We start from the raw sequence: 26,889 nt of genomic DNA, 5'->3' as shown, positions 1-26,889 counted from the left end.
CATTCGTTATTTCACTTAAAGATAAAACCCGCTAAAACGGCAGTCTCTTTCAATTTAATTTTGAAAATACGGGGTTGAGGCATGCTGCGTTTCGATGACTTGCAGTTGTTTGTACGGGCGGCCGACCTGGGCAGTCTGTCGGCAGCGGCCCGTGTCATGGACATGTCGGCTGCCGTTGCCAGTGCGGCCCTCAAGCGCATCGAGCAACAGCTCGGCGCACGTCTGCTGACGCGCTCCACTCGCAGCCTGCGCCTGACCGCAGAAGGCCAGGGGTTCCTGGAGTATGCCCGGTCTGCCTTGAGCAGCCTGGAGGACGGCCGACGTTTACTGGCCAGCAATCAGGAGAGCTGTAACGGCGTCCTGCAACTGGCGGCCCCCTCGGATTTCGGGCGCAACGTGCTATTGCCCTGGCTCGACGACTTTCAACAGCAGCACCCGCAATTGACCGTGCGCCTGTTGCTGGGGGATCGGGTTGATGACCTGTTCCGTCAGCCAGTGGATGTCGCCTTGCGCTATGGCGAACCGGGAGATTCAAGCCTGGTGGCACGGTCTGTCGCACCTGACAATTGCCGGGTGTTGTGTGCTGCGCCCGGCTACCTGGCCCGCCATGGTGAACCGCAACAGGTCGGGGAACTGGCGCAGCACAATTGCCTGCTGCTCATGCTGGGTGACCGGATCCACGACCACTGGACTTTCCACGACGGCAAACGTGAAGTGGGCCTGACCGTCGGAGGGAACCGTTTCAGTCCGGATGGCGATGTGGTGCGTCGCTGGACGCTGTCCGGTGCCGGGATCGCGTATCGGTCCTGGCTGGATATCGCGGCGGATGTCCATGCGGGGCGTTTGAAAGTGCTGATGCCGCATTTGCGTGGAGATGCTGTTCCGTTGAACTTGTTGTGTGCTCATCGGGCACAACTGAACAGACCTATCACACTATTACTTGAGATGCTTCGCGTTCGTTGTGCACAGCATGCTGTAAACCCTTAATGCGTTAGTGGGTTTGTTTGATCGAAAACTATTAGGAATTGGCTGACGGATACTTCGGAAAATATAAGGGGTAAATACAGTTTTCAATTGCAAAGTGCCAACATAAGACAGGCGTTCACCCGTGAAGGTTGTCGAGTGTGCCGGGTACTTTCTCACGGTGCCTTGTGGCTTTACAGGATGCTGTCCCGCGGGGTCTGGCCTGAAGACTTTGAAGGGGGCTGAACGGTGAGTGGCGTCGGGGTGTTCATCTTTCAGAAGGTCCTGCACACTTCGGTCAACTCACTCACAATGTGTCTGACAATAATCCGGGTAAATATTTTTTACCCGATTGGGCGACAGATCATAGAGCTTATACTTGTCATTTCAGGTTGGATCCACGTTCAACTTTATGGGAGCGGGATTGTTATCAATATGCCATCGCTATAGATGAATGTTTCAACAGGGAGTGAATACATGGAATATGCACCTTGCATCAGTCAGATCGCGACATTGCTGGCCGACCCCAAGCGTAGCGCAATGATTTGGGCATTGATGGATGGTACTGCCCGCCCTGCCGATGAGCTGGCCCTTTTGGCGGGCCTCTCGACATCTTCTGCTGGCGCGCATCTGGCACGATTGGCCAGTGGCGGCCTGTTGAAGCAGGAGGCCCGGGGTCGCAAGCGCTTTTTCCGGTTGGCGGCACCCGAAGTAGGCGCGGCCGTGGAGGCCCTGGCCAATGCGTCGATGGTCAGTGCCGATCAGATCAGCCGCACGGTTGCGCAACCCATGCCTCCCTTGCCTCTGCGACGGGCGCGTATCTGCTCCGACCATCTGGGCGGTGAAATGGCCGCCGAGCTTTACCAGCGCCTGCTGGAGGCTGGCTGGATCGAGCAACAGGAACAGCGGGTCGAGGTCACCAGCAAAGGCATGGCCAAGTTTGCCGAGCGGGGTATCTACATTCCGGCACTGGCTCAGCGTCAGCGCGAAACCGTGTGTGCCTGCCCGGACTGGAGCGAGCGCAGCCCACATCTGGGGGGGGCGCTGGGAGCGGGGTTATTGCAGCTGTTCATTCAGATGGGGTGGCTGCGCGCCACCGAAGAGTCCAGCACCTTGCAGGTGTCGTCCAACGGTCAGCGTGAGATCGGCAAGATAGCGGCTGCGGCGTGAAACGCAGAGGCATTGCGGGCGGGCAGTCTCTTCCGCCCGCAATGTCACGGGTTACGGCTTGACCAGACGCGCATCCAGACTGTTCTGCGCCAGGCGTATGGCCTGATTCTGGGTCATGCCCAGGTGGGTGTGCAGGGCGTGGAAGTTCTCGGTGACATAACCGCCGAAGTAGGCCGGGTCATCCGAGTTCACGGTGACTTTCACACCGCGCTCCAGCATGTCGAGGATGTTGTGCTGCGACATGTGATCGAACACGCACAGCTTGGTGTTGGACAGCGGGCAGACCGTCAGCGGAATCTGCTCGTCGATGATCCGCTGCATCAGGCGTTCGTCTTCGATGGCACGCACGCCATGGTCGATCCGCTGGATCTTCAGCAGGTCCAGGGCTTCCCAGATGTACTCGGGCGGGCCTTCTTCCCCGGCGTGGGCCACGGTCAGGAAGCCTTCGCCACGTGCGCGGTCGAAAACACGTTTGAACTTGCTCGGTGGGTGGCCCATTTCCGAGCTGTCCAGGCCTACGGCCACGAACGCATCGCGAAACGGCAGGGCCTGGTCGAGGGTCTTCTCGGCTTCTTCTTCGCTCAGATGGCGCAGGAAACTGAGAATCAGGCCGCTGCTGACACCCAGTTTCGACTGGCCGTCCTTGAGGGCTGCCGTGATGCCGTTGAGGACCACTTCAAACGGAATGCCGCGATCCGTGTGGGTCTGAGGATCGAAGAACGGTTCGGTGTGGATGACGTTCTGAGCCTTGCAGCGCAGCAGGTAAGCCCAGGTCAGGTCATAGAAGTCCTGCTCGGTGCGCAGCACATCCGCGCCCTGGTAGTAGAGGTCCAGAAATTCTTGCAGGTTGTTGAAGGCATAAGCCCCGCGCAAGGTTTCGACATCGTTCCAGGGCAACGCAATCTTGTTGCGCTCGGCCAGGGCAAACAGCAGCTCGGGCTCCAGGGAGCCTTCCAGATGCAAGTGCAGTTCTGCCTTGGGCAGGGCGTTCAACCAGTCGTACATGTTCTTTTCTCATCAGGTGCAGATGGCGGGCATTCTACAGAGGCTTGTCCATCAGCAGGGTAAAACCTGACCGTTAGTTCAGGTAATGGCCTCCTGTTCGCGCCGATAGGCATAGGTATCGGCAAAACGGGACAGCAGAAACTCTGCACAGGTCGTTGCAGGATAGCGTGCCGGATGGGTTTCGTTCTGGCAGCCCGGCAGGCATTCGATGCGGGTGTCCGGATGCGGTTCGGCGAAGAAGGGCATGGAGTAGCGGTCGACGCCCAGCGGGCTGATGACCCGGTGCGGGGTCGAGACATAACGGTCATTGCTCCAGCGCGCCATCATGTCGCCCAGATTGACCACGAAAGTGCCCTCGATCGGTGGTGCATCGATCCACTGGCCGCGAACATCACGCACCTGCAAGCCTCCGGCCGCGTCCTGATACAGCAGCGTGACGCAGCCGTAATCGGTATGCGCACCCGCGCCCTGCTGTTCGGAGGAGGTGGCGGTATGGCGCGGCGGGTAGTGAATCATGCGCAGGACACTGACCGGGTCCTTGAAGCGTTGATCGAAGAAATCACGCTCGATGCCCAGCGCCAGGGTCATGGCCCGCAACAGGGTTTGTGCCAGGGCCTGCATGTCCAGATAGTGCTGTTCCATCAGCGCTTCCCAGCCCGGCATGTCCGGGTGGCGGTTCGGCCCGCGCAAGGGTTTGCCGGCCAGCACATCGGGATGACTGGCATCCAGATGCAGGCCCATGTCGAAGGTTTCCTTGAGGTCACTGGGCAGGCTGGGGTCCAGTTGTTCGGTGGCGATGGCCCCGTAACCGCGATGATGGGCGCTCTGGGTGATGTCGATCTTGAGCTTGTCCGCCTGAGGCCAGGCAAAGAACGCCTTGCCGGTGTTCAACACCTGCTCGATACGTTGCGCGGTGATCGGGTGACCCTTGATGTAGAAAAAGCCCCACTCGCGACAGGCCTGGTCGATCTGGGTGGCAACGGTCTGCCAGGCCGGTTCGTCAGGGGTGTAGAGCGGGGAGATGTCGATGATGGGAAGCCGGTTCATGAACCATTCCTGGGTGTCAGGTTGTCTGTTCGTATGGGCGTCGCGAGCAGGTCGCGGTGATTGCCACCTGCTCGTGAAACGTTTTACTTCGGCAGTTCTGCTGTAATCCCTTCGACGTAATAGTTCATCGAGGCCAGTTCGGCGTTGGTGGCGACTTTACCTTCCGGAATCTTCACGGCACCGGTCTGGTCCTTGATCGGGCCAGTGAATGGATGGAACTCACCGCTCTCGATGCTGGCGATGATCTTCTGGGCTTCGGCTTTCACGTCAGCCGGGACCAGGTCGCTGATTGGCAGCTCAACCGTGCCTTCCTTCAGCCCGCCCCAGTAATCCTGAGGTTTCCAGGTCCCCGCGATCACGCCTTCGGTGGCCTGGATGTAATGCGGCCCCCAGTTGTTGACGATGGAGGTCAGGACCGCTTTCGGCCCGAAGTGCGCCATGTCCGAAGCATAGCCAACGGCATAGACGCCGCGGCGTTCGGCGGTCTGGATCGGTGCCGGGCTGTCGGTGTGCTGGAACACGACGTCCACACCCTGATCGATCAGGGCGTTGGCGGCGTCGGCTTCCTTGCCCGGGTCGAACCAGGAGTTGACCCACACCACCTTGATTTCGGTGCCGGGGTTGTATTTGTTCAGCGCCAGCTGGATGGCATCGATATCACGCAGGACTTCCGGAATCGGGAACGAGGCCACGTAACCGATCTTCTTGGTCTTGGTCATCTTCGCCGCGAGGAAGCCACCGACATAGCGCCCCTCATAGGTACGGGCCAGGTAAGTGCCCATGTTCTTGTCCTGCTTGTAGCCGGTGGCGTGCTCGAACTTCACCTTCGGGAATTGCTTGGCGACTTTCAGCGTCGGGTTCATGTAGCCGAAGGAGGTGCTGAAAATCAGGTCGAAACCGCCCTTGGCCATGTTGCGGATCACACGCTCGGCGTCGGCACCTTCCGGCACGTTTTCGACGTAGCTGCTGCTGACCTTGTCGCCCAGTGCCGCAGCCATGGCCTTGCGGCCTTGTTCGTGCTGGTAGGTCCAGCCGTGGTCGCCAATCGGGCCGATGTAGACGAAGCCGACTTTCAGGGGATCGGCTGCCGAAGCGAGCAGGCTGGAGCTCAGGCCGACAACGGCAGCCATGGCGCACAGCAGTTTTTTCAGAGGACGACGTGGGGTGGTCAGGTGCATCGGTTCTAGCTCCTTGCGGTCTTGTTGGCGTGGCCGACTATGCGGATACGCCAGCAATGCAAAAAACTGACCAACAAGACAACTTATGACGGAGCGCCGATTCCCGGCCCGGAAGGCCGCAACGACATGCAGCCCGAAGGTGCAGGCGCCGCTTCTGCGCTTCTAACTGGTGCAGCGCGTGCTGCGTTCGACAATGCACATCGGAGTGCCCGCGACAGGTTCTTGCAGGATCTGCACCTGCACATCGAACACCCGGCAGACCAGATCGGCGTCCAGTACCTCGCCGGGCGCGCCGCTGGCCACCAGACGCCCGGCCTGCATCACGGCCAGATGATCGGCATAGCGGCAGGCCTGGTTGATGTCGTGCAGCACCGTGATGACAGTCTTGCCTTCGGCGCTGAGCTGACGCATCAGGTCCAGCAGCTCGACCTGATGGCTGATGTCCAGATAAGTGGTCGGCTCATCCAGCAGCACGATATCGGCATCCTGGGCGAGCACCATGGCCAGCCAGGCCCGCTGACGTTGTCCGCCGGACAGATCGGACAGCGGACGATCGGCCAGTGTTTCCAGCTCCATGCGTTTCAGGGCCTGATCGACACTGTGGCGGTCGGCTCCGCTCAAGCGTCCCCACAGGCTGTTGTGGGGGCTGCGCCCGTAGGCCACGAGCTGGCGTACGCTGACGCCTTCCGGGATGGGCAGCACCTGCGGCAGAAAGGCAATCCGGCGGGCCAGTTCCCGTGGTGAAAGCTGCCCGTAGGCTTGCCCGTCAAGGCTCAGGCTTCCCGACTGTGGGGTGAGGATCCGGGCGAAGGCCTTGAGCAAGGTGGACTTTCCACAGCCATTGGGGCCGATCAGGGCCGTGACCTTGCCGGGCGGCGGGCTGAATGAGAGCGCCTGCACGATACGGGTTGTGCCGTAGCCGATGTCGAGTTGCCGTGCCTGGAGAATGCTCATGGAATCAACCTTTGAATCGGGCCAGCAGCCAGAGGAAATACGGAGCGCCGATCACGGCCGTGAGAATGCCGGCCGGAATCTCGCTGGGGGCGATCAGCGTCCGGCCCAGCGTGTCGGCCAGTACCAACAGCAACGCACCCAGCAACATCGAGGCGGGAAGCAGGTATTGATGATGGCCGCCCACCAGACGTCGGGCCATGTGCGGCGCGACCAGCCCGACGAAGCTCACCGGCCCGATGATGCCTACGCCCAGGCTGGTCAGCAGCACAGCGCCTCCCATTGCCAGCCAGCGAATGCGCTTCAGGGCGGTGCCCAGGCTCTGCGCGGCTTCGTCGCCAAGGCCGATCAGGTTCAAAGGCTTGGCCAACAGCAGGCAGGCCGGAATCAGCACCAGAAACGGCAAGGCCAGCACGACATGGTGCCAGTTGCGACTCCACAGGCTGCCGGTCAGGGCGAGCAGGGCGGTGTTGATATCCAGCGGATTGGAGAGGATCAGAAACTCGGTGATGCTCGACAGCGTGACCGCAATCGCCACCCCGGACAGCGCGAAACGCACCCCGGAAAACTGCACGCCGGTGTTGTACAGCGCAAGCAGCAAGGCCCCGGCCGCGCCGCCCAGGCACGCCACCAGGGGCAGCCAGGCCACCGGGAGTTGTGGCAGGCCGATGATGGCGATGGTCAGCGCCAGTCCCGCCCCCTGGGTGACGCCGAGAATTTCCGGCGAGGCCAGCGGGTTGCGGATCACGCCCTGGACGATGGCACCGGCCAGCCCGAAGGCGCTGCCGGTCAGTATCGCGATCAGGCCTCGCGGCAGGCGGTGGTTCCAGATCTCGAAATCCTTGCTGTCGTGGGCAATCAAATGATCGAGCACGGCTCCGGGTGTCAGCCAGACGGTGCCTGCGCTCAGGCTGAGCAGAAGCGCCAGCAGCAACAGTGCCAGCAGAATCAGCACTCTCGAACGGGGCCGGTTCATAGTGCGCGCCTTGCCAGAAACAGAAAGAAGGGGGCGCCGATCAACGCAGTCACGACACCGGCCGGTGTTTCCACCGGGAAGGCCACGGCCCGGCTGATCAGGTCGGCGGCCAGTACGATCCCCGCTCCCAGTCCGGCGCTGACCGGGACCAGCCAGCGATAGTCATTGCCCAGCCATTGGCGTGCGATGTTCGGTGCAATCAGGCCGACAAACCCGATCGGCCCTACCGCACAGACGCTGGCACCTACCAGCAGCAGGCTGGTGACGAACACCAGAAGCCGCAGTGCTCCGATCCGTACGCCCAGCGAGCGTGCGGCGTCTTCGCCCAGATTGATCAGGTTCAGACGCGGCGCACAGGCGATAGCCAGTACCACGCCAAGCAAGGTGCAAGGCCAGAGCAGTTGCAGTTGCGCTGCACCGACATTGGCCAGTGAGCCGGCCAGCCAGTTGAGCACGCTTTGCGCCTGGGCTTCGACGAGGATGACGGTCAAGCGGGTCAATGCTGCACACAGCGCCGCGACGGCGACACCGGCCAGTACCAGCCGGCCCTGAGCCGTGGCGGGCGACCAGGCACCGCCCAGGCTGAAGACGGTGATCCAGGCCAGCGCGCCGCCTACGCACGTCAGCAGCAGAGCACCGCCGGGGAAGGGCAGCGCCACCAGCCCTGTGGAGAACAGGGCCAGACCCAGCGCGGCACCGGCGGTCACGCCAAACAGGGAAGGCGATGCCAGTCGATTGCGGGTGATGCCTTGCATCAAGGCACCGGCTACCCCGAGGCATGCGCCGACCAACGCCGCACAGACTGCCCTGGGCACACGCAGTTGCGCCACGATATAGGCGATGTTGCCGCCTTCGTGACCCTGATTGAACAATCCGTTCCACGCATCGATCTGCCGGATGCTGAAGGGCGACAAAGCGAACAGCGACACCCAGAAGAGACCCAGACACGCTACGGCGATCAGGGCCGCCATCAGCCAGCGGCGCATTTACGGGTTCAGTACGGCCTTGCCGCCCTTGAGGATGGACAAGGCGTCATCGGCGATCTGCTCGGAAGCCATGATGCCGCGGTTACGCGCCCAGCTGTCGCCATCGACTTCCGCGACCTGCTTGTTACGCACGGCACTCAGCACTTGCCACAGCGGCTGCTTGCTCCAGCTGTCCACAAGGCTGGGGCGGCGGTAATGCCCGACCAACAGCCAGGAGGGATCCAGCGCCAGCAGTTGCTCAAGGCTGACGAACTCGGTCGGGGCTGCGTTCTTGCGAACTTCCGGCACTTGCAGGCCGATGGCCTTGAGAACGCTGCCTGCATAGGAATGCGGACCATGCACGGAGAAGCTGTCTTCGCGAGCCACTCCGAACAGCGCTTTGGTATTGGCTGGAACCTGGGCGGCAATATCCTGAAGGTGTTTACGGTTCTCGGCAATCCGCGCCTGCATCTGTGGGCCTTTGCCCAGCGCAGTGCCAATCAGTTCGGCGGATTTCAGGCTACCTTCGTAATCCTCGCCCCGCGACGGCAGCATCAGCGTGGGGGCCAGGCTCGACAGGTCGTTGTAAAGCGCCTGATGGCGACCCAGGTCGGCAATGATCAGGTCGGGCTTGAGACGGGCGATCACTTCGATATTGGGTTGTGAACGCAGCCCCACCGATTGCCACTCGCCCACCGCCTTGCGCACTTTGGGCAGTACGCGATTGGCATCACCATCATCGGCCGCTCCGACTGGCGTCACGCCCACAGAGGCGAGCCCGTCGAGAAACGAAAACTCCAGTACCACCACACGCTTTGGCGTGTCAGGCAAATGGACCTTGTGCTGGCCGTCGTCGATATCGATGGGCGCTGCCTGGGCAGCACTGGCCGAGAGGGCCAGCAGGCTGCAAGCCAGCAGGCGGGAGAGGCGGGAAGAACGCATGGCGAATACCTTTGTAGCGGAAACAGTCGCGCCAGAGAGGTCACGAATAAAACGGCGGGCACTATTTCACATCGAGGCGGCAGGATCAAAAGTCATTTGCCTGTCGAGGAGAGGCGTTCAGGTTTCGATCATCTCGCCCCTCAGTACTTCACCAGCTCGAACAGATCGCGCATTGCACGTTTTGCCATCAGTTGCATCACCTGCGGCGCAAGCCTGTCAGCCGGTCCGCTGGTGCCCAGGGCTCCTACCACCTTGCCTTTGACGCGCAGCGGAATGGCCATGCAATTGAGGCCCGGTTCCGAGGCCTGTATGTCCAGGGCATAGCCGCATTCGTTGATGCGCAGCAACTCGTGTTCAAGGTCTTTGCCCAGTGGTGCGCTGCGGCGCACTCGCCGGGCCAGCATGGGGTCATGGGCCAGGAAAACCTTGCCGACGGCAGAGGTCCGGAGTGCGTCTCTCTGGTCATCGTCCTGCTGGGTCAAGGGGTGTCCGCCAGCATCGAGCGCATCGAGGGTCAGATACGTGCGGGCTCCGCTGGGTATTGCCAGGAAGCAATTGGCTTCGCACGACTCGTTGAAGGCCTGTAGCGCCGGGGTAAAGAGCTGGCGCAGCCGCTCGTTCCGGTCATGGCCTGCGTGCGCCAGGGTCTGGATACGCGAGCCGAGCAGGTAGCGACTGCCCTGGTGAGTGACATAGCCCATGTCCGCGAGTGTATCGAGCAACCCATGCGCGGTGCTTTTGGTCAGCCCGTTGGGGACGCAGAGATCGGTCAGGCGTGCGCCTTGCGGATATGCCTTCAACAGCTCAAGCAGAGCCATCGCCCGTTCTATTGACTGAATGTGGCGGCTGCGTGCTTTCAAGGGGGACTCCTGCAACCTTTCCCGGATTTCTGGCGGATTTGTTCGGCAATGCCGAAATCAGAGCGTTACGGCCCGTCATCTGTGCCGCAAAGGCCTTATGCCTCTTACAGTGCCTGAGGTTTTTCACTTTAAGGGGCTCGTTATGGATCTTCAACTCAAAGGCAAATCCGTGTTGGTCAGTGGTGGTTCGCGTGGCATTGGCCGGGCAATTGTCGAGGCGTTTCTTGAAGAAGGGGCCCGTGTCAGTTTCTGCGCCCGAAACGAAGCCGGTATTCACGAGGCGCAGGCACAGTTTGCTGGCGAAACCTTCGGTCAGGTGGTGGATATCACGGACGCCGCTCAGGTCGAAAACTGGGTGACGATGAGTGCCAGGAAACTAGGCGGTGTGGACATCATCATTCCCAATGTCAGTGCCCTGGCGGGAGGAGGCGAGTTGGCGGTGTGGCGCAAGGCGTTCGAGACGGATTTGTTGGGGACGGTCAGTTTCATGAATGCAGCGCTGCCGTTTCTGAAACAGTCACAGGCGGCGTCGGTTGTCTTGATTTCCAGCGTTTCCGGTCGTGAGGTAGACCGCTTCGCCGAGCCTTATGGCGTCTTGAAGGCGGCCCTGATTCATTACGGGAAAACACTTTCCTTGCGACATGCCCGCGAGGGGATCAGGGTCAATACGGTATCGCCGGGCAATGTCTATTTTCCTGACGGTGTATGGGGCGCGATTGAGCGCGAGCAGCCTGAGGTGTTCGCTGAGTGCCTTGCTGCCAACCCCATGGGACGAATGGCTACGCCGAAAGAGGTCGCCACGGCCACGGCCTTTTTAGCCAGCCCGGCCGCCAGCTTTATCACTGGCACAAACCTGCTGATTGATGGAGGCTTGACCCAGAGCGTTCAATTTTGAAAACAGGAGATCACGATGAAACAGTCCAGCGTGCAGGCCGATGCTCTGTCCTGGGGACACGGCCCACGTACGTTCGAGGTCTTTCTCGAGCCAACCTGTCCGTTTTCCGTAAGGGCTTTCAACAAGCTCGACGAGTTGCTGGCGCAGGCGGGCGAAGATCGCCTCACGATCAAGATCCGGTTGCAATCCCAGCCGTGGCACATGTATTCGCCCGTGATCGTGCGCTGCATCCTGGCGGCCTCCATGCTGGAGGGCGGCAAGGATACGGCCAAGGCGGTCATGGCAGCGGTGGCGGCGCATCGAGAGGAATTCGAGTTCGAGCACCATGCAGGCGGTCCGAACCTCGATGCGACACCCAATGACATCATTGCCCGCCTTGAGCGTTACAGCGGCGTCGCGCTCTCTGAAGCATTCGCCATTCAGGAGCTTGAGCACGTCATCAAATGGCACTGCAAATACTCACGGCAGAACGGGATTCACGTGTCGCCCACCTTCATGATCGACGGTTTGATACAGCCGAACATGGGGAGCGGCGATTCCGTGGCAGAGTGGCTTTCCCAACTGCAACTGGCGTAGGTTTTGAGCACATTCGCGAATGAATTCGCTCCTACCAGGCCTGTGTAGGAGCGGATTCATCCGCGAAGATCCACAAGAAATGTGACGATTCCGAAGGATCGATCCGTATCTTCTGCACGAAACTTCCCTGACAATCCAACCCCGCTTGTGCCTGCCCATACATGGAGTAGCCTGCGTCCGTCGCTGCAAAATCAGCGACCGGGTGTGGAAACCTGTTCTGTTTTGTAGGCGTACAAGCGTCCCCCAAGTGGCTTGCCGAATCTCTAGCCGGTGAGTGTGCTATGGCGGCTATGTGCGGGCAGACCTCGGTCTGGCCGGGTGCCTACAGCCTGGTTTTCCACCCCGTTCATAGCTGCCACCTTTTGTCGTGTGGAAACGGCAATTGATGGCCCCAGCAAATGTAGGAGCCATGCCATGTTAAAAATAACCCCTGATCCTCCCATCAAACTTGAGGAAACCCTTTTGCGGGTTTCCGATCTCTTGCGTTGTGCATCGGCTGCTGCCTATGAAACAGGCGATCAGCTTAACGGCCCAAAACGATATCTGGCGTTTTCGGTAATGCACCTGATCGAGATGGCGCATGCGCTGATCGAGCGCTCACTGGAGGGTGTCGAAGTCGTTGAGGGATAAAACCGTCTGTGGGAGGGGGCTTGTCCGCGACGTGGCAGACGAGACCTACACCGGCTGTACAAGCTCCCGCGCGGCCTGTCGGTGATCGGCAATCAGCTTCGGCAGATCCAGCCCTTCGACCTGTCCATCGATCACCCGCCAACGGCCTGCAATCATCACGCGATCAGCCCGATCCGCACCGCACAGCAACAAGGCCGAGAGCGGGTCATGGCTGCCGGAGAAGCGCAGTTCATCGAGCTTGAACAACGCCAGGTCCGCCTGTTTGCCCACCGCCAGTTCACCAATGTCAGTACGTCCCAGCAGTCGGGCCGAGCCTTGAGTGGCCCAGCCCAGCACGCGCTCCGGCGTTATGGCCTGAGCGCCATAGCGCAGCCTTTGCAGGTACAGCGCCTGACGGGCTTCGAGGATCATGTTCGAGGCGTCATTGGACGCTGAACCGTCCACGCCCAGCCCCAGTGGCGCGCCCGCCTCGGTCAGCTCCAGGGTCGGGCAAATGCCTGAAGCCAGACGCATGTTCGAGCTGGGGCAATGACAGATCCCGGTGCCTGCTGCGCCCAGCCGGGCAATTTCATCCGGGTTGAAGTGGATGCCGTGAGCCAGCCAGGTCCGCGGTCCGAGCCAGCCGACGCTGTCCAGATAATCCACTGTCCGCAGCCCGAAACGTTGCAGGCAGAAGTCTTCTTCATCCAGGGTTTCGGCCAGATGAGTATGCAGACGCACGTCGAGTTCTTCAGCCATGGCGGCGCTCTCGGCCATGATCTGCGGCGTCACCGAAAACGGCGAGCAAGGCGCCAGAGCAATCTGGATCTGCGCACCGTCGCCACGCTCATGGTAGGTCTCGATCAGGCGCTGGCTGTCGGCCAGGATCACTTCGCCCTGCTGCACCGTCTGCTGTGGGGGCAACCCGCCATCGGCTTCGCCCAGGCTCATGGAACCGCGGGTCAGCATGGCGCGCATGCCCAGTTCACGAACGCTGTGCACCTGCACATCGATGGCCTGCTCCAGCCCGTCGGGAAACAGGTAATGATGGTCGGCCGCCGTGGTACAGCCCGACAGCAGCAACTCGACCAGCGCCACTTTACTGGCCAGCGCTAGCTTTTCCGGCGTCAGGCGTGCCCATACCGGATACAGCGTCTTGAGCCACGGGAACAACGGCTGATTGACCACCGGTGCCCAGGCGCGGGTCAGGGTCTGATAGAAGTGATGATGGGTGTTGATCAACCCCGGCAGCAGTACATGCTCGCGGGCATCGAACACGTTGTCGCAAGGTCGGGAAGGTTGTTGGCCGGCAGCCAGTACTTCAACGATCACACCGCCCTCGACCACAAGGCCGCCACGGGCGTCCAGGTCATTGGCCGTGAATATGGCAAGGGGATTTTTCAACCAGATACGGATCGCAGGCATGGGCCGGCTCCTCTGAAAGTGGGTTCAGGTTAGCCAGCTCAGTGTTGCCCTGTCTGCTGATCCAGGGTTGCCATGATGTGCAAAAACGCCAGGCAATGGCACGATTCTAGTGCCTTGGTCAGTTTTTAATCAAGACATGCTGCCCGCGACGGAGGACCTCCAGAAAACCTATAAGCTTCAGGTCGCGGTAGGAGCGAATTCATTCGCGAAGGCCCTCACGGATGAATTCGACCTGAGTCATCGGAGAGCGATTACCAAGCAATCGTCTCCCCCTTGTAGTTGATGAAGTGATGCCCGCCCTTGCCTGCATAGGCATCAAGCTGTTTGACAAGTCCGGTGGTGCTGGTCAGCACGTCGATATCGGCACCTTCGCCGCCCATGTCGGTTTTTACCCAGCCCGGGTGCAGGGACAGGACGGTAGGACGGTTGTCGCTCAGTTGGGTGACGAAGGTATTGGTCATGGAGTTGAGGGCAGCCTTGCTGGCCTTGTAGAGCGCCATTTCCGGACCGTCCGGGCACGTAACGCTGCCCAGCCACGAGCTCATGAAGGCCAGTACACCGGTTTTCGGGCGAATCTGTCCGACCAGACGTTCGGCCAGGCGAATCGGTGCCACCGCGTTGGTCAGGAACAACTGGCCCAGTTCGGCCGCCGTGGATTGAGCGGCGCTCTGGTGTTTGGGCCCCATGACGCCAGCGTTGACGAACAGCACATCGAACACTTCGCCCTTGAGCTTCTGGACCAGCACTTCCAGCGAGGCGACATCATCAATGTCCAGGGTTTCAATACGCGTGTTGGCGACAGCCCTGAGCGTATCGGCTTTCTGCGGATCACGAACGGTGGCGATCACGTTCCAGCCTTGTTCGCTCAGACGCTGAACCAGCCCGAGACCCAGGCCACGGGATGCGCCGATGATCAGTGCGGTTTTGGTAGCAGTCATGAAAAACTCCTTGGCAGTTGAAAGAGAAGCAAAGTCAGGGCCTCAATGGGCAGCTCTGGAGTAGACGCGCTTGAAGCTCGCTGCGCAATTCAGACAGTTCCGTCATGCGTTGGTCGATCAGCGTCAGTTTGTCCTGAAGCAGTCGGGTCACTGCAACATCCGGAGAGGGAGCCTTCCAGAGTTCGGCCACGTTATGACCAATCTCGCCCAGGCTGAACCCCAAACGTTGCGCGACCTTGATGAACTGCACCAACTGCACCGTCTCCACAGGGTAATGACGATAGCCGTTGGCACTGCGTTGGGCGGCAATCAACCCGCGCTGTTCATAAAAACGCAGCGTGTCGCGACTGACGGCGGTGGCCTGGGCCAATTCACCAATACGCATGCCAGGTGTCCTTGAGGGCTTGACCCTGGAGCGTACTCCACCCTTTAGCCTGTGGGTATCTCAATCGACAGGACGTTTTTATGTGGCAACCCCAACAGTATCGCCAAGTGGTTCGTGCCAGCGCCTGGTATGACCTGATCGTCACCGCCGCTTTCGCCACGCCCTGGAGTTTTGCCGCGTTGCACGGGCTTTTAGCGACCCTGAGCCAGCACTGGAACCTGCCGGGAGATTTACCGGCGTTCGAGCCCCTGCATGTGTTGATGGCTAACCTGCTGGGTTCGATTGTATGCGTATGGGCTGTGCTGCGGATTCGTGATCCGCAACAGCGGTTTGGACGCTACGACGCCGCAGGCCGATTACTGTTCGCGACCTGGCAGGCCTATGCGTTGATGAATGGCGCCAGCAGCCTGCTGATCGGGTTTCTGGTGATGGAGTTGGCGTGGGCGATTGCGCAGTTCTGGCCAGTGCGTGAATGAATCGTCCCGCGTAGGAGCGAATTCATTCGCGAGAGGCCGGTACATCCCATAAAGATGTACCAGTCCCAGATAAAGCCTTCCCGGATAAATCCGGTCCTACGCAGTATTCACAGCGCCATCATCAATGCCCCGCCTGCCACGGCTGCCCAAGAGAAACCGGCGCATACAGCCGGGTTCTCAAGGCATCGCGTGACAGCAGGACCAGCACGACGATGGTCGCTACATACGGCAGCATCGCCAGCAGGTTGGACGGGATGGCGAGGCCAATGCCCTGGGCCACAAGATGAAGGATGCTGGCGAGGCCAAAAAGGTAGGCGCCCAGCAGAAGACGCCAGACGCGCCAGCTGGCGAACACCACCAGGGCCAGGGCGATCCAGCCGCGACCGGCGCTCATGTTTTCGGCCCACATCGGGGTATAGGCCAGCGACAGATAAGCGCCTGCCAACCCCGCCATTGCTCCGCCGAACAATACGGCCAGCGTGCGCACTCGCAATACCGGCAACCCCATGGCGCTGGCGGCATCGGGGTTCTCGCCCACGGCCTGGATAATCAGGCCGATACGGCTTTTGAGCAGCACCCAGGCCACCAGCGCGAACAGGGCGAACGACAGGTACACCAACAGGTCCTGAGCGAACAGCATGCGGCCGATCAACGGGATATCACTCAGAAAGGGAAGGGCGACCGGCTCGAAACCATTGAGCGGCTTGCCAACCCAGGCTGCGCCGACGAAGCTCGACAGCCCCACGCCAAAGATGGTCAGCGCCAGGCCGGTGGCTACCTGGTTGGCGTTGAACATCAGGGCCACGACGGCGAACAGGGCTGACAGCAACATGCCTGCCAGCATGGCCAGCAACACGCCCAGCCAGAGGTTGCCGGTGCTCAGGGCAATGATGAAGCCAATCACTGCGCCGAACAGCATCATGCCTTCCTGGCCCAGATTGATGACGCCGCTCTTTTCGCAGATCAACTCGCCAAGGGCCACCAGCAACAGCGGCGTACCGCACCGAACCATGGCGTAGAAAATGTTGCTCAGCAGATCGATATCCATCATGCCGCTCCCGTGACAGGTGCCATCTGGCGTTTGGCCCAGCGCAGTTTCAGGCGGGGGCGATAAAGGATCAGCACATCACAGGCCAGCAGGAAGAACAGCATCATGCCCTGAAACAACTGAGTGATGGCCAGCGGGAGATTCAAGGTCATCTGCGCCTGCTCGCCGCCCAGATACAGCAGGGCGATCAGCAGGCTGGAAAACAGGATGCCGATGGGGTTCAGGCGTCCCAGAAATGCGACGGTAATGGCGGCATAGCCATAACCGGGCGATACCTGTGGCACCAGCTGGCCGATGGGGCCGGTCACTTCGCTGACACCGGCAAGCCCTGCCAATGCTCCGCTGATCAGCAAGGCCAGCCAGACCAGACGCTTTTCGCGGAAACCCACAAAGCCCGCCGCACGTTTATCGAGCCCCAGCACCTTGATCTGGAAACCGACAAAACTGCGTTGCAGTAACACCCAGACCGCCACCAGTGCCAGCAGGGCGAAATACACCCCGACATGGGCGCGACCATCGTCCATCAGCAAGGGCAGGCGGCTGGCGTCGCCGAAGGTGGCCGACTCCGGGAAGTTCATGCCGGCAGGGTCCTTGAGAGGGCCGTGTACGCAAAACAGCAACAGGTTCAGGGCGATGTAATTGAGCATGATGCTGGTCAGGATTTCATTGGCGTTGAAGTGCGTGCGCAGCCATGCAGTCACGTCAGCCCATGCGGCCCCGGCCAGAGTGCCTGCAATCAGGATCGCCACCAGCGCCCAGCGACTTTCCACGTCAATCAGGTTCACGGCCACGGCGCTGCCGACCAGCGCACCCAGCAACAATTGACCTTCGGCACCGATGTTCCAGATCCGGGCCTGATACGCCACCGCCAGGCCGAGTGCGCAGAGCAGGATCGGCAGCGTCTTGACCATCAGTTCGGACAGGCCATAGAGATCGCTGACAGGCGCGATCAGCAGGGTATGCAGCGTGACCCACGGGTCCAGCCCCAGGCCCATGAACAGCAATGATCCGCATATCAGCGTCAGGGCGGCGGCCAGCAAGGGCGAGCACCACAACATGGCGCGCGATTGCTGGCCGCGCGGTTCCAGAGAAAGCAGCATGTTCGGCTCCGTTAACCCAGCGTGGTGGCGTGGGGGTGAGAATGATCGAACTGTCCCGCCATCCAGCCGCCGATCTGTACGGGCGTGGTCTGGTCTGTGGGGATCAGTTCCGATAGTTGGCCGCTGCTCAGGGCAGCGAGTCGGTCGCTGATCTGGAACAGCTCGTCCAGATCTTCTGAAATCACCAGAATCGCTGCGCCGGCATCCCGCAGAGCGATCAGGGCGCGATGGATGGCCGCCGCGGCCCCCACATCGACACCCCAGGTCGGATGGGCCGCCACCAGCAGTTTCGGGTTCTGAAGAATCTCTCGGCCCAGAATGAATTTCTGCAGATTGCCGCCCGACAGGCTGCGGGCGGCCGTCAGGGCGTCGGGAGTCTTGACTGAAAAGCGTCGAATGATTTCATCGGCCAGCGCACGGACCTTGCCGCGCTTGATCAGCCCCTTACTGACCAGCCCCTGTTGAAAGGCGGTCAGCAGGGCATTGTCGGTCAGGCTCAGCTCAGGCACTGCGCCATGGCCCAGACGTTCGGCGGGTACAAAAGCCAGGCCTCTCTGGCGACGAGCGTCCGGACGCAGATGCCCGACAGGAGCGTCTGAGAACCGGATGTTGACTGCCTGGGATGTGGTCAGCGTCTGCTCGCCGCTGAGCAGAGCCAGCAATTCGTCCTGACCGTTGCCTGCGACCCCGGCAATCCCGACGATTTCCCCGCTACGCACTTCAAGATCGATGTCCTGCAATGAGCAGCCAAAGGGGTCAGGGTTTTGCCATGAGAGTTTTTCCACCTGAAGGAAGGGGGCTGCTCCTGCGACTTTCTCGTACTGTGCCGTCAGCCCTTCCGCATCGCCGACCATCAAGCGTGCCAGTTCCAGATCGCTGCATTGAGCCGGAATGCAATGCCCGGCGACCTTGCCTGCACGCAGCACCGTGGCGCTGTGGCACAGGGCGCGAACTTCACCCAGTTTGTGGCTGATGAACAGAATGCTGCAGCCTTCTGCGGCCAGGCGGCGCAAGGTGACAAAAAGTTCGTCGGCCTCCTGCGGGGTCAGCACGGAGGTGGGTTCGTCCAGAATCAGCAAGCGAATGTCTTGCATCAGGCAGCGAATGATTTCGACTTTCTGGCGTTCACCGATCGACAGGCTGTGAACCAGTCGCTGCGGTTCCAGTGCCATGCCATAACGCTGGGACACCTCGCGAATACGCGGTTCCAGTTGCCGGGGAGTACCCGCCGCACTGCCCATGGCCAATGCAATGTTCTGGGCGACGGTCAGTGTCTCGAACAGGGAGAAATGCTGGAACACCATGCCGATGCCCAGACTTCTGGCCTGCGCCGGATTGCGCATGGTCAGCGTCTCGCCTTGCCAGACAATCGACCCCGAGTCGGGCTGAGTGACGCCATAGATGATTTTCATCAGGGTGCTTTTGCCTGCACCGTTCTCACCCAGCAACGCATGGATTTCGCCGGGCTGGATGTTCAGATCAATGGCGTCGTTGGCCAGGCAGCCGGGGTATCGCTTGGTGATGTGGCGCAATTGCAGGCGCGCAGGTGTTGCGTGGTTTGGCATGACAGGCTCGGATCATTGAGTGGCTCGCTCGGGTAAAGCAAAATCCTGGCCAAGGGGTCAGGTTTTGTGGCGTGTGCTGTCCGCAAGGCACATGAAAGGCGTTTTGGCGGTGCCGAAAGAAACGCTGCAATCTTTTTGGCACCAGTTCGGGGCGTCGGTAAGGGGCCAGGATTCAACATGGCTCATCAGGCTGTACAAAAAACGTACAGTGCGGGGCGAGGGCGATACCCCAAGCGGTTGCGCGACCCTTGCACCTGTTATCCACAGGTTGTTCCACAGTAACTGTGCGCAATCCGAAAACGCGGTAATAACGGCGTGCCGGATAGCGTCCAATGGTGCTAAAGGGCGTTAAGAGGCTGTTTTCAGAAGATTTTTATCGGGCTGTACGGCTATTGTGCAAAAAACGATCACTTGTCTGAACCGTACGTCCGGTAAGGCTTGCAGCCCGGTGTGCTCAGCTTATCCACAGCCGGATGCACAGTAGATGTGGGCAAGTTGCAGGAAATGTCCGGGAATATCGCATTACTGATCATGTGCCGGATGCAGGATAATTCTGCCCCGGCTCAAGTCCGCGAGTTGACGTTGCAGGGAGGCAATGTGTTCCGGACCAATGGCAATCGACATTTCCACGCCATTGGCGGTGAAGTTTTCTGATTCGACCAGCCCCTTGATCTCTGCCAGGCGAACCTTGACCAGCGCCAGTTCGCTGAAACTGCATTCAAGGTTGAATGGCACCCGGTTGATCAGTGGCAGGCGCTCGGCCTGTTGCAGGCATTTGTTCGCGCCACCGCCATAGGCTCGTGCCAGGCCTCCCGTTCCCAGCTGGATACCGCCATACCAGCGAATCACCAGCACGACGACCTGGTCGAACTCCTGGGCTTCGATGGCGGCAAGGATGGGCCTGCCTGCTGTGCCGCCAGGTTCGCCGTCGTCGTTGCTGCGGTATTGAGCACCCAGTTTCCAGGCCCAGCAGTTGTGCGTCGCATCCAGGTCGCTGTGCTGGTCGATGAACGCTTGAGCGTCGGCCGGGCTGGCGATGGGGGCCGCCAGGGTGATGAAACGGCTTTTGCGAATCTCTTCACGGTATTCGCAAGGGCCGACGAGGGTAAAAGGCATGGGGTTTTCCAGCAAACGACAAGGGTCGAATATTACAAGACCGGCGGCGTAAGCCCACACCCTTTGAGAATGATCTGGATCAGATTGTGGGTGGCATCGTCCATGTCTTGTTTGGTCAGGCGACTACGGCCCGTGACCCGGCAGATCTGTGTCGCGAAGTCGGCGTAGTGCTGAGTGCTGCCCCACAGCAGGAATATCAGGTTGACCGGGTCTACCGGGTCCATTTTCCCCGCATCGATCCACGCTTGAAAAACCGCAGCCCGCCCATGGAACCAGGTGCGGTAATCCTGGCTGAAGTATTCGCTCATGCACTCGCCGCCGCTGATGATTTCCATCGCGAAAATCCGCGACGCCTGGGGGTGGCGTCTTGAAAACTCCATCTTGGCGCGGATATAGCGAGCCAGCGCCTGGGCCGGGTCATCCTCGACACTCAAGGTGTTGAAGGTGCTGTCCCATAGCTCGATGATGTTGCTCAACACCGCGATATACAGGCCCAGCTTGTTGGTGAAGTAGTAATGCAGGTTGGCCTTCGGCAGCCCTGCATTCAGTGCGATGGTGTTCATGCTGGTGCCCTTGAAACCGTGGCGGGCAAATTCGTCTTCGGCGGCCTTGATGATGGCTTCTTCGTTTTTCTGGCGAATACGGCTTGCAGGCTTGGTGCCGTGAGTGCTGTGCGCTGGGACTTCGAGGGTCATGTGCAGTTCCGGACAGATCAAGGGGGCTACGGGTGGACAGATTACGCACCCGTACGAATCCGACAAGCGTTGCTGTGGGAAAAATTCTTAATGTTCAATGGGTTTGGCTTGTTGCTCGTAGGTTTTTTCGATAACGGCGGTTTTTTCTTCCGGAATCAGCAAGCACATGACGATGGCGGTGATACCGCCGCTGGTAATGGCTGAGTCAAACAGGTTCTGGACCAGTTTGGGCAAGTGATGCAGCAGCGCCGGTTGTGCGGCAATGCCCAGGCCGACACCGAACGAGGTGGCAATGATCAGCATGCTGCGTCGGTCCAGGGGGGCCTGAGCCAGGATTCGCACGCCTGCGGCTGCGACGCTGCCGAACATCACCAGCGTTGCGCCGCCAAGCACGGGCTTTGGAATCTGCTGCACGATGGCACCAATGGAAGGGAACAGGCCGAGAACGAACAGTACGGCGCCGATATAAAGGCCGACATAACGGCTGGCAACGCCGGTCAACTGGATCACGCCATTGTTCTGGGCAAAGGTTGTGTTGGGGAAGGCACTGAATGTGGCGGCAATCATGCAGCTCACGCCATCACCCAATACGCCGCCCTTGAGCCGGGATACGTAGCTCGGGCCAGTGATGGGCTGACGAGCCAGCATGCAGTTGGCGGTCAGGTCGCCGACGGTTTCGATGCTGCTGATCAGATAAATCAGCGCGACAGGCAGGAACGCCGTCCAGTCGAAGCTGAAACCGAATTTGAACGGGACCGGCACGCTGATCAGCGGCAGATCATGAATCGGTTGCGGGACGAGCTTTCCACTCATCCAGGCTGCCACGCTGCCGATGGCCAGCCCTATGATGATCGCTGACAGACGAATCCAGGGGGTATTGGAGCGGTTGAGCAGAATGATGATCGCAAGCACGAATACGCCCAGCGCCAGATTGAGAGGCGCGCCGAAATCCGGGGCGTTGAAGCCTCCTCCCAGATCGGTGACACCGACCTTGATCAGGCTGATGCCGATCAGCGTAATGACAATGCCGGTCACCAGGGGCGTGATGATTTTGCGCAACTGGCCAATGAAGCGGCTGAGTACGATCTGCACCACGGCACCGAAGAAACAGACACCGAAAATCATCGCCATGATGTCTTCCGGGCTGCCACCGCGTTGCTTGACGATGAAACCTGCGGACAGGACCGCGCCGAGAAAAGCAAAGCTGGTGCCTTGCAGGCAGATCATCCCGGCACCGATACCAAACGGGCGACGAGCCTGGATGAAGGTTCCTACGCCTGAAACCATCAAGGCCATGCTGATCAGGTAGGGCAGATAAGCGCCCAGCCCCAGTGCCGAACCAATGATCAGCGGCGGGGTGATGATGCCGACGAAGCTGGCAAGGACGTGTTGTAGCGCCGCCAGAATGGAGGTGGCGGGAGTGGGGCGGTCATTGAGGCCGTAAAGCAGGTCATTGTTGTGAGATGAATCAGGCTGCATGTCGAGCACTCAGTGTGAGGTGTGGTCATGTACTGCGTTCTTGGCCAGATACATTGCAAAAAGCTGTCCACTTGCTCAGGTTATTTTTGTCGAGTCTCCTTTAAGTCTTTTTATTTCAGTGGCATAGAAATTTTTTAGGGTGTTCGGCTTGCGATTGAAAGCACCCGCTGCACCCCGGTCATGCCTTATCGCGTGGCAGCCAGGCTCTCCAGAAAGCTCTCCAGCACCAAATGGGGGCGACGACCTTTGCGCGTCACGGAGACCAGGCTCAAGTCATAGAATCGAGACCCCGGTTTCAGCGCGCGTACCCGGCCTTGCTGCACCCAGGCACTGGCGTAGTGGTCCGGTAGATAACCGATATAGCGACCGGTGAGGATCAGAAAGGCCATGCCTTCGCGATCCGATGCGCTGGCTGTGCATTTGAGTGCCTGATAGTGAGCCTGAATATCCACGGGCAAACGAAAGGTCGGCGCAATGGCGTCCTGAGTGGCGAGACGTTCGTCCTTGAGTTCGGCATCGTCGACATAGAACAGAGGATGACCGACGGCGCAGTAAAGCAGCGAACGTTCACTGTACAGCGGCTGGTACTCAAGGCCGGGGAGGGCGCTGGCCTGGGGAACGACACCCACATGCAGGCGTCCGTCCAGCACGCCCTGCTCAACCTCATTGGGGGCAATCATCCGTATATTGATGTGGACATCCGGCCCCCGTTCCTTCAATTGCGCCAGCGCATGGGTGATGCGCATGTGCGGTAGCGTCACCAGATTATCGGTCAGGCCGATGTTCAACTCCCCGCGCAGATGCTGGTGCAGGCCATTGACCTCTGTGCGAAAGCTCTCAAGTGCACTGAGCAATTGCAATGACGACTGATACACCTCGCGGCCTTCGTCGGTCACGGAAAATCCGGCACGGCCCCGTTGGCACAAGCGCAAGCCGAGACGTTGTTCCAGGTCGCTCATCTGTTGACTGATCGCCGAGCGACCAATTCCGAGCACACTTTCGGCAGCCGAAAAGCCACCAGCCTCGACTACGCTTTTAAACAGGCGCAGCAGACGGATATCGAAATCACTGACCTGTGCCAGTGGATCGGGACGGCGAATGCTCATTGTTTAGTGATCACTTAACTAAAGATCGAAAAAGTTGAATTTTTCGGACTTTATCTTCGTGTCACCTTGGCCGCAACCACACTTTTCTTACGTTCTGCGAGGTCTGCTCCAATGAATGTGTCCGAACAATCCGATGTGTCTGTCGCCAGCCAATTGAAGCTCAACGCTCACTGGATGCCCTACACCGCGAATCGTAATTTTCAGCGCGACCCGCGAATGATTGTTGCGGCCCATGGCAGCTACCTGACCGACGACAAGGGACGCAAGATTTACGACGGGCTTTCCGGCCTCTGGACCTGTGGCGCCGGGCATACGCGCAAGGAAATCCAGGAGGCTGTGTCCAGGCAGATCGGTGTTCTGGATTATTCGCCGGCTTTCCAGTTCGGACACCCGCTGTCGTTCCAGTTGGCGGAGAAGATCGCTGAACTGGCTCCGGGTAACCTGAATCACGTTTTCTACACAGACTCCGGTTCCGAGTGCGCCGATACGGTCGTGAAAATGGTGCGTGCTTACTGGCGTCTGAAAGGCCAGTCGACCAAGACCAAAATGATCGGCCGTGCCCGTGGCTACCATGGCGTGAATGTCGGCGGGACCAGCCTGGGTGGCGTAAACGGTAACCGTAAGATCTTTGGCCAGATGATGGATGTCGATCACCTGCCGCATACCCTGCTGGCCAGCAATGCCTTTTCCAGGGGCATGCCCGAAGCCGGTGGTATCGCACTGGCCGATGAGATGCTCAAGTTGATCGAGCTGCATGACGCCTCGAACATCGCCGCGGTCATCGTTGAACCGATGTCGGGTTCGGCGGGCGTGATCGTACCGCCTCAGGGGTATCTCAAACGCCTGCGCGAGATCTGTGACCAGCACAATATTCTGTTGATCTTCGATGAGGTCATCACTGGCTTCGGGCGTACCGGCTCAATGTTCGGTGCCGACAGCTTCGGTGCAATACCTGACCTGATGTGCATTGCCAAGCAGGTCACCAATGGTGCCATTCCCATGGGGGCCGTGATTGCGAGCAGTGAAATTTATGAAACCTTCATGAGCCAGCCGACGCCGGAATATGCCGTCGAGTTTCCACATGGTTATACCTATTCCGCTCACCCGGTTGCCTGCGCGGCGGGGCTGGCGGCACTGGATCTGTTGCAGCGTGAGAATCTGGTTCAGCAGGTTGCTGAAATTTCCCCGCACTTTGAGCGTGCCTTGCACGGGATCAAGGGCGTGAAGAACGTTATCGATATCCGTAACTACGGACTGGCGGGGGCGATCCAGATTGCTCCACGGGATGGTGACGCCATCGTCCGTCCATTCGAGACGGCGATGAAATTGTGGCAGGCCGGTTTCTATGTTCGCTTTGGCGGCGACACCCTGCAGTTCGGCCCGACCTTCAACTGCAAGGCGCAAGACCTGGATCGAATGTTCGATGCCGTCGGTGAAGCGCTGGGTCTGGTTGATTGATTACCTGGCCTGGCACCGCTCTGCATCGGTGACAGGCACGAAATTCTTGGAGTCATTTGCATGAGCAGCATCCAACACTTGATTCACGGCGAACTCACCTCCGATAGCGGGCGTACCGCGGATGTGTTCAATCCATCGACAGGGCAGGCAATCCACAGCGTAGCGCTGGCCAGTCGGGAAACCGTGCAACAAGCCATCGACTCGGCCAAAGAGGCTTTCCCGGCCTGGCGTAATACGCCGCCAGGCAAGCGTGCCCAGATCATGTTCCGCTTCAAGCAGCTGCTGGAGCAGAACGAACCGCATATCGCTCAACTCATCAGTGAAGAGCACGGCAAGACGCTGGAGGACGCGGCGGGCGAACTGAAGCGCGGTATTGAAAACGTCGAATATGCCTGCGCTGCGCCGGAAATCCTCAAGGGCGAATACAGCCGCAACGTCGGACCGAATATAGATGCCTGGTCTGACTTTCAGCCTCTGGGGATCGTGGCCGGCATCACGCCATTCAACTTCCCGGCCATGGTGCCGCTCTGGATGTACCCGTTGGCCATTGCCTGTGGCAACTGTTTCATCCTCAAACCGTCGGAGCGTGATCCAAGCTCCACGCTGTTCATTGCCCGGTTACTGCATGAGGCTGGCTTGCCCAAGGGCGTGCTCAATGTTGTACAGGGCGACAAGGTGGCCGTCGATGCGCTGATCGAAGCGCCTGAAGTCAAGGCGCTGAGTTTTGTCGGATCGACGCCGATTGCCGAGTACATCTATAAGGAAGGTGCTGCACGTGGCAAACGTGTCCAGGCGTTGGGGGGCGCAAAGAATCATGCGGTCCTGATGCCGGATGCTGACCTGAACAATGCGGTCAGTGCCCTGATGGGGGCTGCCTATGGTTCATGCGGGGAGCGCTGCATGGCCATTTCGGTGGCGGTCTGCGTCGGTGATCAGGTTGCCGATGCTCTCGTCGCCAGGCTGGTGCCGCAGATCAAGAGCCTGAAGATCGGTGCCGGCACCCAGTGCGGCCTGGATATGGGACCACTGGTGACCGGGCCGCACCGCGACAAAGTCAGCAGCTATATAGAAGACGGCGTTCAGTCGGGGGCGACCCTGGTTGTCGATGGCCGCGATATTCAGGTGGCAGGCCATGAAGAGGGGTTCTTCATGGGCGGCTGCCTGTTTGACCGGGTGACACCGCAGATGCGTATCTATAAAGAAGAGATCTTCGGGCCGGTGCTGTGCATCGTGCGTGTGGACAGCCTCGAGCAGGCGATGCAACTGATCAATGACCATGAGTACGGCAACGGCACGTGTATCTTCACCCGTGACGGTGAAGCGGCTCGTCTGTTCTGTGATGAGATCGAAGTCGGCATGGTGGGCGTCAATGTCCCGCTGCCTGTGCCGGTTGCCTATCACAGCTTTGGTGGCTGGAAGCGTTCGCTGTTCGGTGATTTGCATGCCTACGGGCCGGATGGTGTGCGTTTCTATACGCGCCGCAAGGCCATTACCCAGCGTTGGCCGCAACGGGCCAGCCATGAAGCGTCGCAGTTTGCCTTCCCTAGCCTGTAGGTAAGAGTGCGCAGGGGGCGATCTTTTTTGAAGATCGTCCCCTGTGTTTATTGGGCTATCAGAGTTTTATGACAGTATTTTGAAATTAACGGTTGACGGGCGATTTAATGTCTCTATAATTCGCCCCACTTCTGGCGCAGGCGGATCTGAAAAAGCCTTGTAAATCAACAATTTATAAGTGTTTTTGACGGTAGGCTTCGCAGAAGGGCTTCGGTCGCGGTTGGATCGAAAGCGGTTCGAGAAAAGGGTTTGACAGCGTCTCGCGATGCTGTAGAATTCGCCTCCCGCTGACGAGCAACAGGTAGTTGATCAAAGCGCAAGTGATTGAAGTTGAAAAAGAAATTTTGAAAACTTCGTAAAATAATCGCTTGACAGATTCTGAGGTCGCTGTAGAATGCGCGCCTCGG

General features: G+C 59.7%; 26 protein-coding genes. 8 read left to right on the top strand and 18 right to left on the bottom strand.

The genetic code is table 11. The features are described from left to right. Positions 1 to 81: 81 nt before the first annotated feature. A complete protein-coding gene (locus ACIPY9_RS22690; protein WP_400706854.1) occupies positions 82 to 987 on the top strand; it encodes a LysR family transcriptional regulator in 906 nt (301 codons plus the stop codon). 453 nt (positions 988 to 1,440) lie between these two features. Further along, positions 1,441 to 2,133, top strand: a complete 693-nt coding sequence (locus ACIPY9_RS22685) for an ArsR/SmtB family transcription factor (RefSeq protein WP_400706851.1) — start codon at positions 1,441 to 1,443, stop codon at positions 2,131 to 2,133. Between the two features lie 51 nt (positions 2,134 to 2,184). On the opposite strand, the gene ACIPY9_RS22680 is transcribed toward ACIPY9_RS22685, so the two are convergent. The 8 genes from ACIPY9_RS22680 to ACIPY9_RS22645 form a co-directional block, all read right to left on the bottom strand. Next, complete coding sequence (locus ACIPY9_RS22680) at positions 2,185 to 3,138, bottom strand: adenosine deaminase (RefSeq protein ID WP_400706848.1); 954 nt, start codon at positions 3,136 to 3,138, stop codon at positions 2,185 to 2,187. 78 nt (positions 3,139 to 3,216) lie between these two features. After that, positions 3,217 to 4,185, bottom strand: a complete 969-nt coding sequence (locus tag ACIPY9_RS22675) for a 2-oxoglutarate and iron-dependent oxygenase domain-containing protein (protein ID WP_400706845.1) — start codon at positions 4,183 to 4,185, stop codon at positions 3,217 to 3,219. 83 nt (positions 4,186 to 4,268) lie between these two features. Next, positions 4,269 to 5,363, bottom strand: coding sequence for a BMP family ABC transporter substrate-binding protein (locus ACIPY9_RS22670; protein ID WP_400706842.1), 1,095 nt, complete (start codon positions 5,361 to 5,363; stop codon positions 4,269 to 4,271). Positions 5,364 to 5,525: 162 nt separating this feature from the next. Further along, on the bottom strand, positions 5,526 to 6,317 hold the full coding sequence (gene fecE / locus ACIPY9_RS22665; RefSeq protein ID WP_400706839.1) for a Fe(3+) dicitrate ABC transporter ATP-binding protein FecE: 792 nt from the start codon (positions 6,315 to 6,317) through the stop codon (positions 5,526 to 5,528). A gap of 4 nt (positions 6,318 to 6,321) precedes the next feature. Next, complete coding sequence (locus ACIPY9_RS22660; protein WP_400706836.1) at positions 6,322 to 7,290, bottom strand: iron chelate uptake ABC transporter family permease subunit; 969 nt, start codon at positions 7,288 to 7,290, stop codon at positions 6,322 to 6,324. After that, positions 7,287 to 8,276 carry an iron-dicitrate ABC transporter permease FecC gene (gene fecC, locus ACIPY9_RS22655; protein ID WP_400706834.1) on the bottom strand — a complete coding sequence of 330 codons (990 nt, stop codon included), beginning with the start codon at positions 8,274 to 8,276 and terminating at the stop codon, positions 7,287 to 7,289. The genes ACIPY9_RS22660 and fecC overlap by 4 nt, the downstream gene beginning before the upstream one ends. Then, entirely contained in the window at positions 8,277 to 9,197 is a 921-nt protein-coding gene (locus ACIPY9_RS22650) for a Fe(3+) dicitrate ABC transporter substrate-binding protein (protein WP_400706831.1), read from the bottom strand. It lies immediately after the preceding gene. Between the two features lie 140 nt (positions 9,198 to 9,337). Further along, complete coding sequence (locus ACIPY9_RS22645) at positions 9,338 to 10,057, bottom strand: IclR family transcriptional regulator (RefSeq protein WP_400706828.1); 720 nt, start codon at positions 10,055 to 10,057, stop codon at positions 9,338 to 9,340. Positions 10,058 to 10,199: 142 nt separating this feature from the next. Here ACIPY9_RS22645 and ACIPY9_RS22640 point away from each other — a divergent pair, with 142 nt between their 5' ends. The 3 genes from ACIPY9_RS22640 to ACIPY9_RS22630 all read left to right on the top strand — a co-directional run bounded on the left by ACIPY9_RS22640 (position 10,200) and on the right by ACIPY9_RS22630 (position 12,158). After that, positions 10,200 to 10,952, top strand: coding sequence for an SDR family NAD(P)-dependent oxidoreductase (locus tag ACIPY9_RS22640; protein ID WP_400706825.1), 753 nt, complete (start codon positions 10,200 to 10,202; stop codon positions 10,950 to 10,952). Positions 10,953 to 10,967: 15 nt separating this feature from the next. Further along, positions 10,968 to 11,528, top strand: coding sequence for a DsbA family protein (locus ACIPY9_RS22635; RefSeq protein WP_400706822.1), 561 nt, complete (start codon positions 10,968 to 10,970; stop codon positions 11,526 to 11,528). Positions 11,529 to 11,942: 414 nt separating this feature from the next. After that, a complete protein-coding gene (locus tag ACIPY9_RS22630) occupies positions 11,943 to 12,158 on the top strand; it encodes a DUF6124 family protein (protein WP_400706819.1) in 216 nt (71 codons plus the stop codon). A gap of 45 nt (positions 12,159 to 12,203) precedes the next feature. On the opposite strand, the gene ACIPY9_RS22625 is transcribed toward ACIPY9_RS22630, so the two are convergent. From ACIPY9_RS22625 to ACIPY9_RS22615, 3 genes are all read right to left on the bottom strand, one after another. After that, positions 12,204 to 13,562: an 8-oxoguanine deaminase gene (locus ACIPY9_RS22625; RefSeq protein WP_400706817.1), complete on the bottom strand. Its 1,359-nt coding sequence runs from the start codon at positions 13,560 to 13,562 to the stop codon at positions 12,204 to 12,206. A gap of 251 nt (positions 13,563 to 13,813) precedes the next feature. Continuing rightward, complete coding sequence (locus ACIPY9_RS22620; protein WP_400706815.1) at positions 13,814 to 14,500, bottom strand: SDR family oxidoreductase; 687 nt, start codon at positions 14,498 to 14,500, stop codon at positions 13,814 to 13,816. A 34-nt stretch (positions 14,501 to 14,534) separates the two neighbouring features. After that, positions 14,535 to 14,885, bottom strand: a complete 351-nt coding sequence (locus tag ACIPY9_RS22615; RefSeq protein ID WP_400706812.1) for a MerR family transcriptional regulator — start codon at positions 14,883 to 14,885, stop codon at positions 14,535 to 14,537. Between the two features lie 80 nt (positions 14,886 to 14,965). Between ACIPY9_RS22615 and ACIPY9_RS22610 the strand changes: the two genes are divergently transcribed. Further along, positions 14,966 to 15,361, top strand: a complete 396-nt coding sequence (locus ACIPY9_RS22610) for a hypothetical protein (RefSeq protein WP_400706809.1) — start codon at positions 14,966 to 14,968, stop codon at positions 15,359 to 15,361. A gap of 121 nt (positions 15,362 to 15,482) precedes the next feature. Here the strand turns inward: ACIPY9_RS22610 and ACIPY9_RS22605 are convergent, their stop codons facing one another. The 7 genes from ACIPY9_RS22605 to ACIPY9_RS22575 form a co-directional block, all read right to left on the bottom strand. Further along, positions 15,483 to 16,409 (bottom strand): ABC transporter permease, encoded by a 927-nt coding sequence (locus tag ACIPY9_RS22605; RefSeq protein WP_400706806.1) that lies wholly within the window; start codon positions 16,407 to 16,409, stop codon positions 15,483 to 15,485. Further along, on the bottom strand, positions 16,409 to 17,509 hold the full coding sequence (locus ACIPY9_RS22600) for an ABC transporter permease (RefSeq protein ID WP_400706803.1): 1,101 nt from the start codon (positions 17,507 to 17,509) through the stop codon (positions 16,409 to 16,411). Before ACIPY9_RS22600 ends, ACIPY9_RS22605 begins: the two co-directional genes overlap by 1 nt. Positions 17,510 to 17,520: 11 nt before the next feature. Continuing rightward, the gene (locus ACIPY9_RS22595; protein WP_400706800.1) at positions 17,521 to 19,074 is read right to left on the bottom strand and encodes an ABC transporter ATP-binding protein; all 1,554 of its coding nucleotides are present in this window, start codon (positions 19,072 to 19,074) and stop codon (positions 17,521 to 17,523) included. Between the two features lie 522 nt (positions 19,075 to 19,596). Beyond that, positions 19,597 to 20,190: an IMPACT family protein gene (locus ACIPY9_RS22590; protein WP_400706797.1), complete on the bottom strand. Its 594-nt coding sequence runs from the start codon at positions 20,188 to 20,190 to the stop codon at positions 19,597 to 19,599. Between the two features lie 32 nt (positions 20,191 to 20,222). Further along, positions 20,223 to 20,885 (bottom strand): TetR/AcrR family transcriptional regulator, encoded by a 663-nt coding sequence (locus ACIPY9_RS22585; protein WP_400706794.1) that lies wholly within the window; start codon positions 20,883 to 20,885, stop codon positions 20,223 to 20,225. Between the two features lie 87 nt (positions 20,886 to 20,972). Beyond that, positions 20,973 to 22,364, bottom strand: a complete 1,392-nt coding sequence (locus ACIPY9_RS22580; protein WP_400706791.1) for a uracil-xanthine permease family protein — start codon at positions 22,362 to 22,364, stop codon at positions 20,973 to 20,975. Positions 22,365 to 22,549: 185 nt separating this feature from the next. Beyond that, positions 22,550 to 23,470, bottom strand: coding sequence for a LysR family transcriptional regulator (locus tag ACIPY9_RS22575; RefSeq protein ID WP_400706788.1), 921 nt, complete (start codon positions 23,468 to 23,470; stop codon positions 22,550 to 22,552). Positions 23,471 to 23,581: 111 nt separating this feature from the next. Here ACIPY9_RS22575 and ACIPY9_RS22570 point away from each other — a divergent pair, with 111 nt between their 5' ends. Continuing rightward, positions 23,582 to 24,928 (top strand): aspartate aminotransferase family protein, encoded by a 1,347-nt coding sequence (locus ACIPY9_RS22570; protein ID WP_400706785.1) that lies wholly within the window; start codon positions 23,582 to 23,584, stop codon positions 24,926 to 24,928. A gap of 60 nt (positions 24,929 to 24,988) precedes the next feature. Continuing rightward, a complete protein-coding gene (locus ACIPY9_RS22565) occupies positions 24,989 to 26,482 on the top strand; it encodes a CoA-acylating methylmalonate-semialdehyde dehydrogenase (protein WP_400706782.1) in 1,494 nt (497 codons plus the stop codon). Positions 26,483 to 26,889: the final 407 nt, after the last annotated feature.

The organism is Pseudomonas sp. NPDC089734 (assembly GCF_044748865.1).
GTDB lineage: Bacteria > Pseudomonadota > Gammaproteobacteria > Pseudomonadales > Pseudomonadaceae > Aquipseudomonas.
The sequence above is the reverse complement of the archived record's forward strand: the minus strand, read 5'-3'. Positions and strand labels throughout refer to the sequence as shown.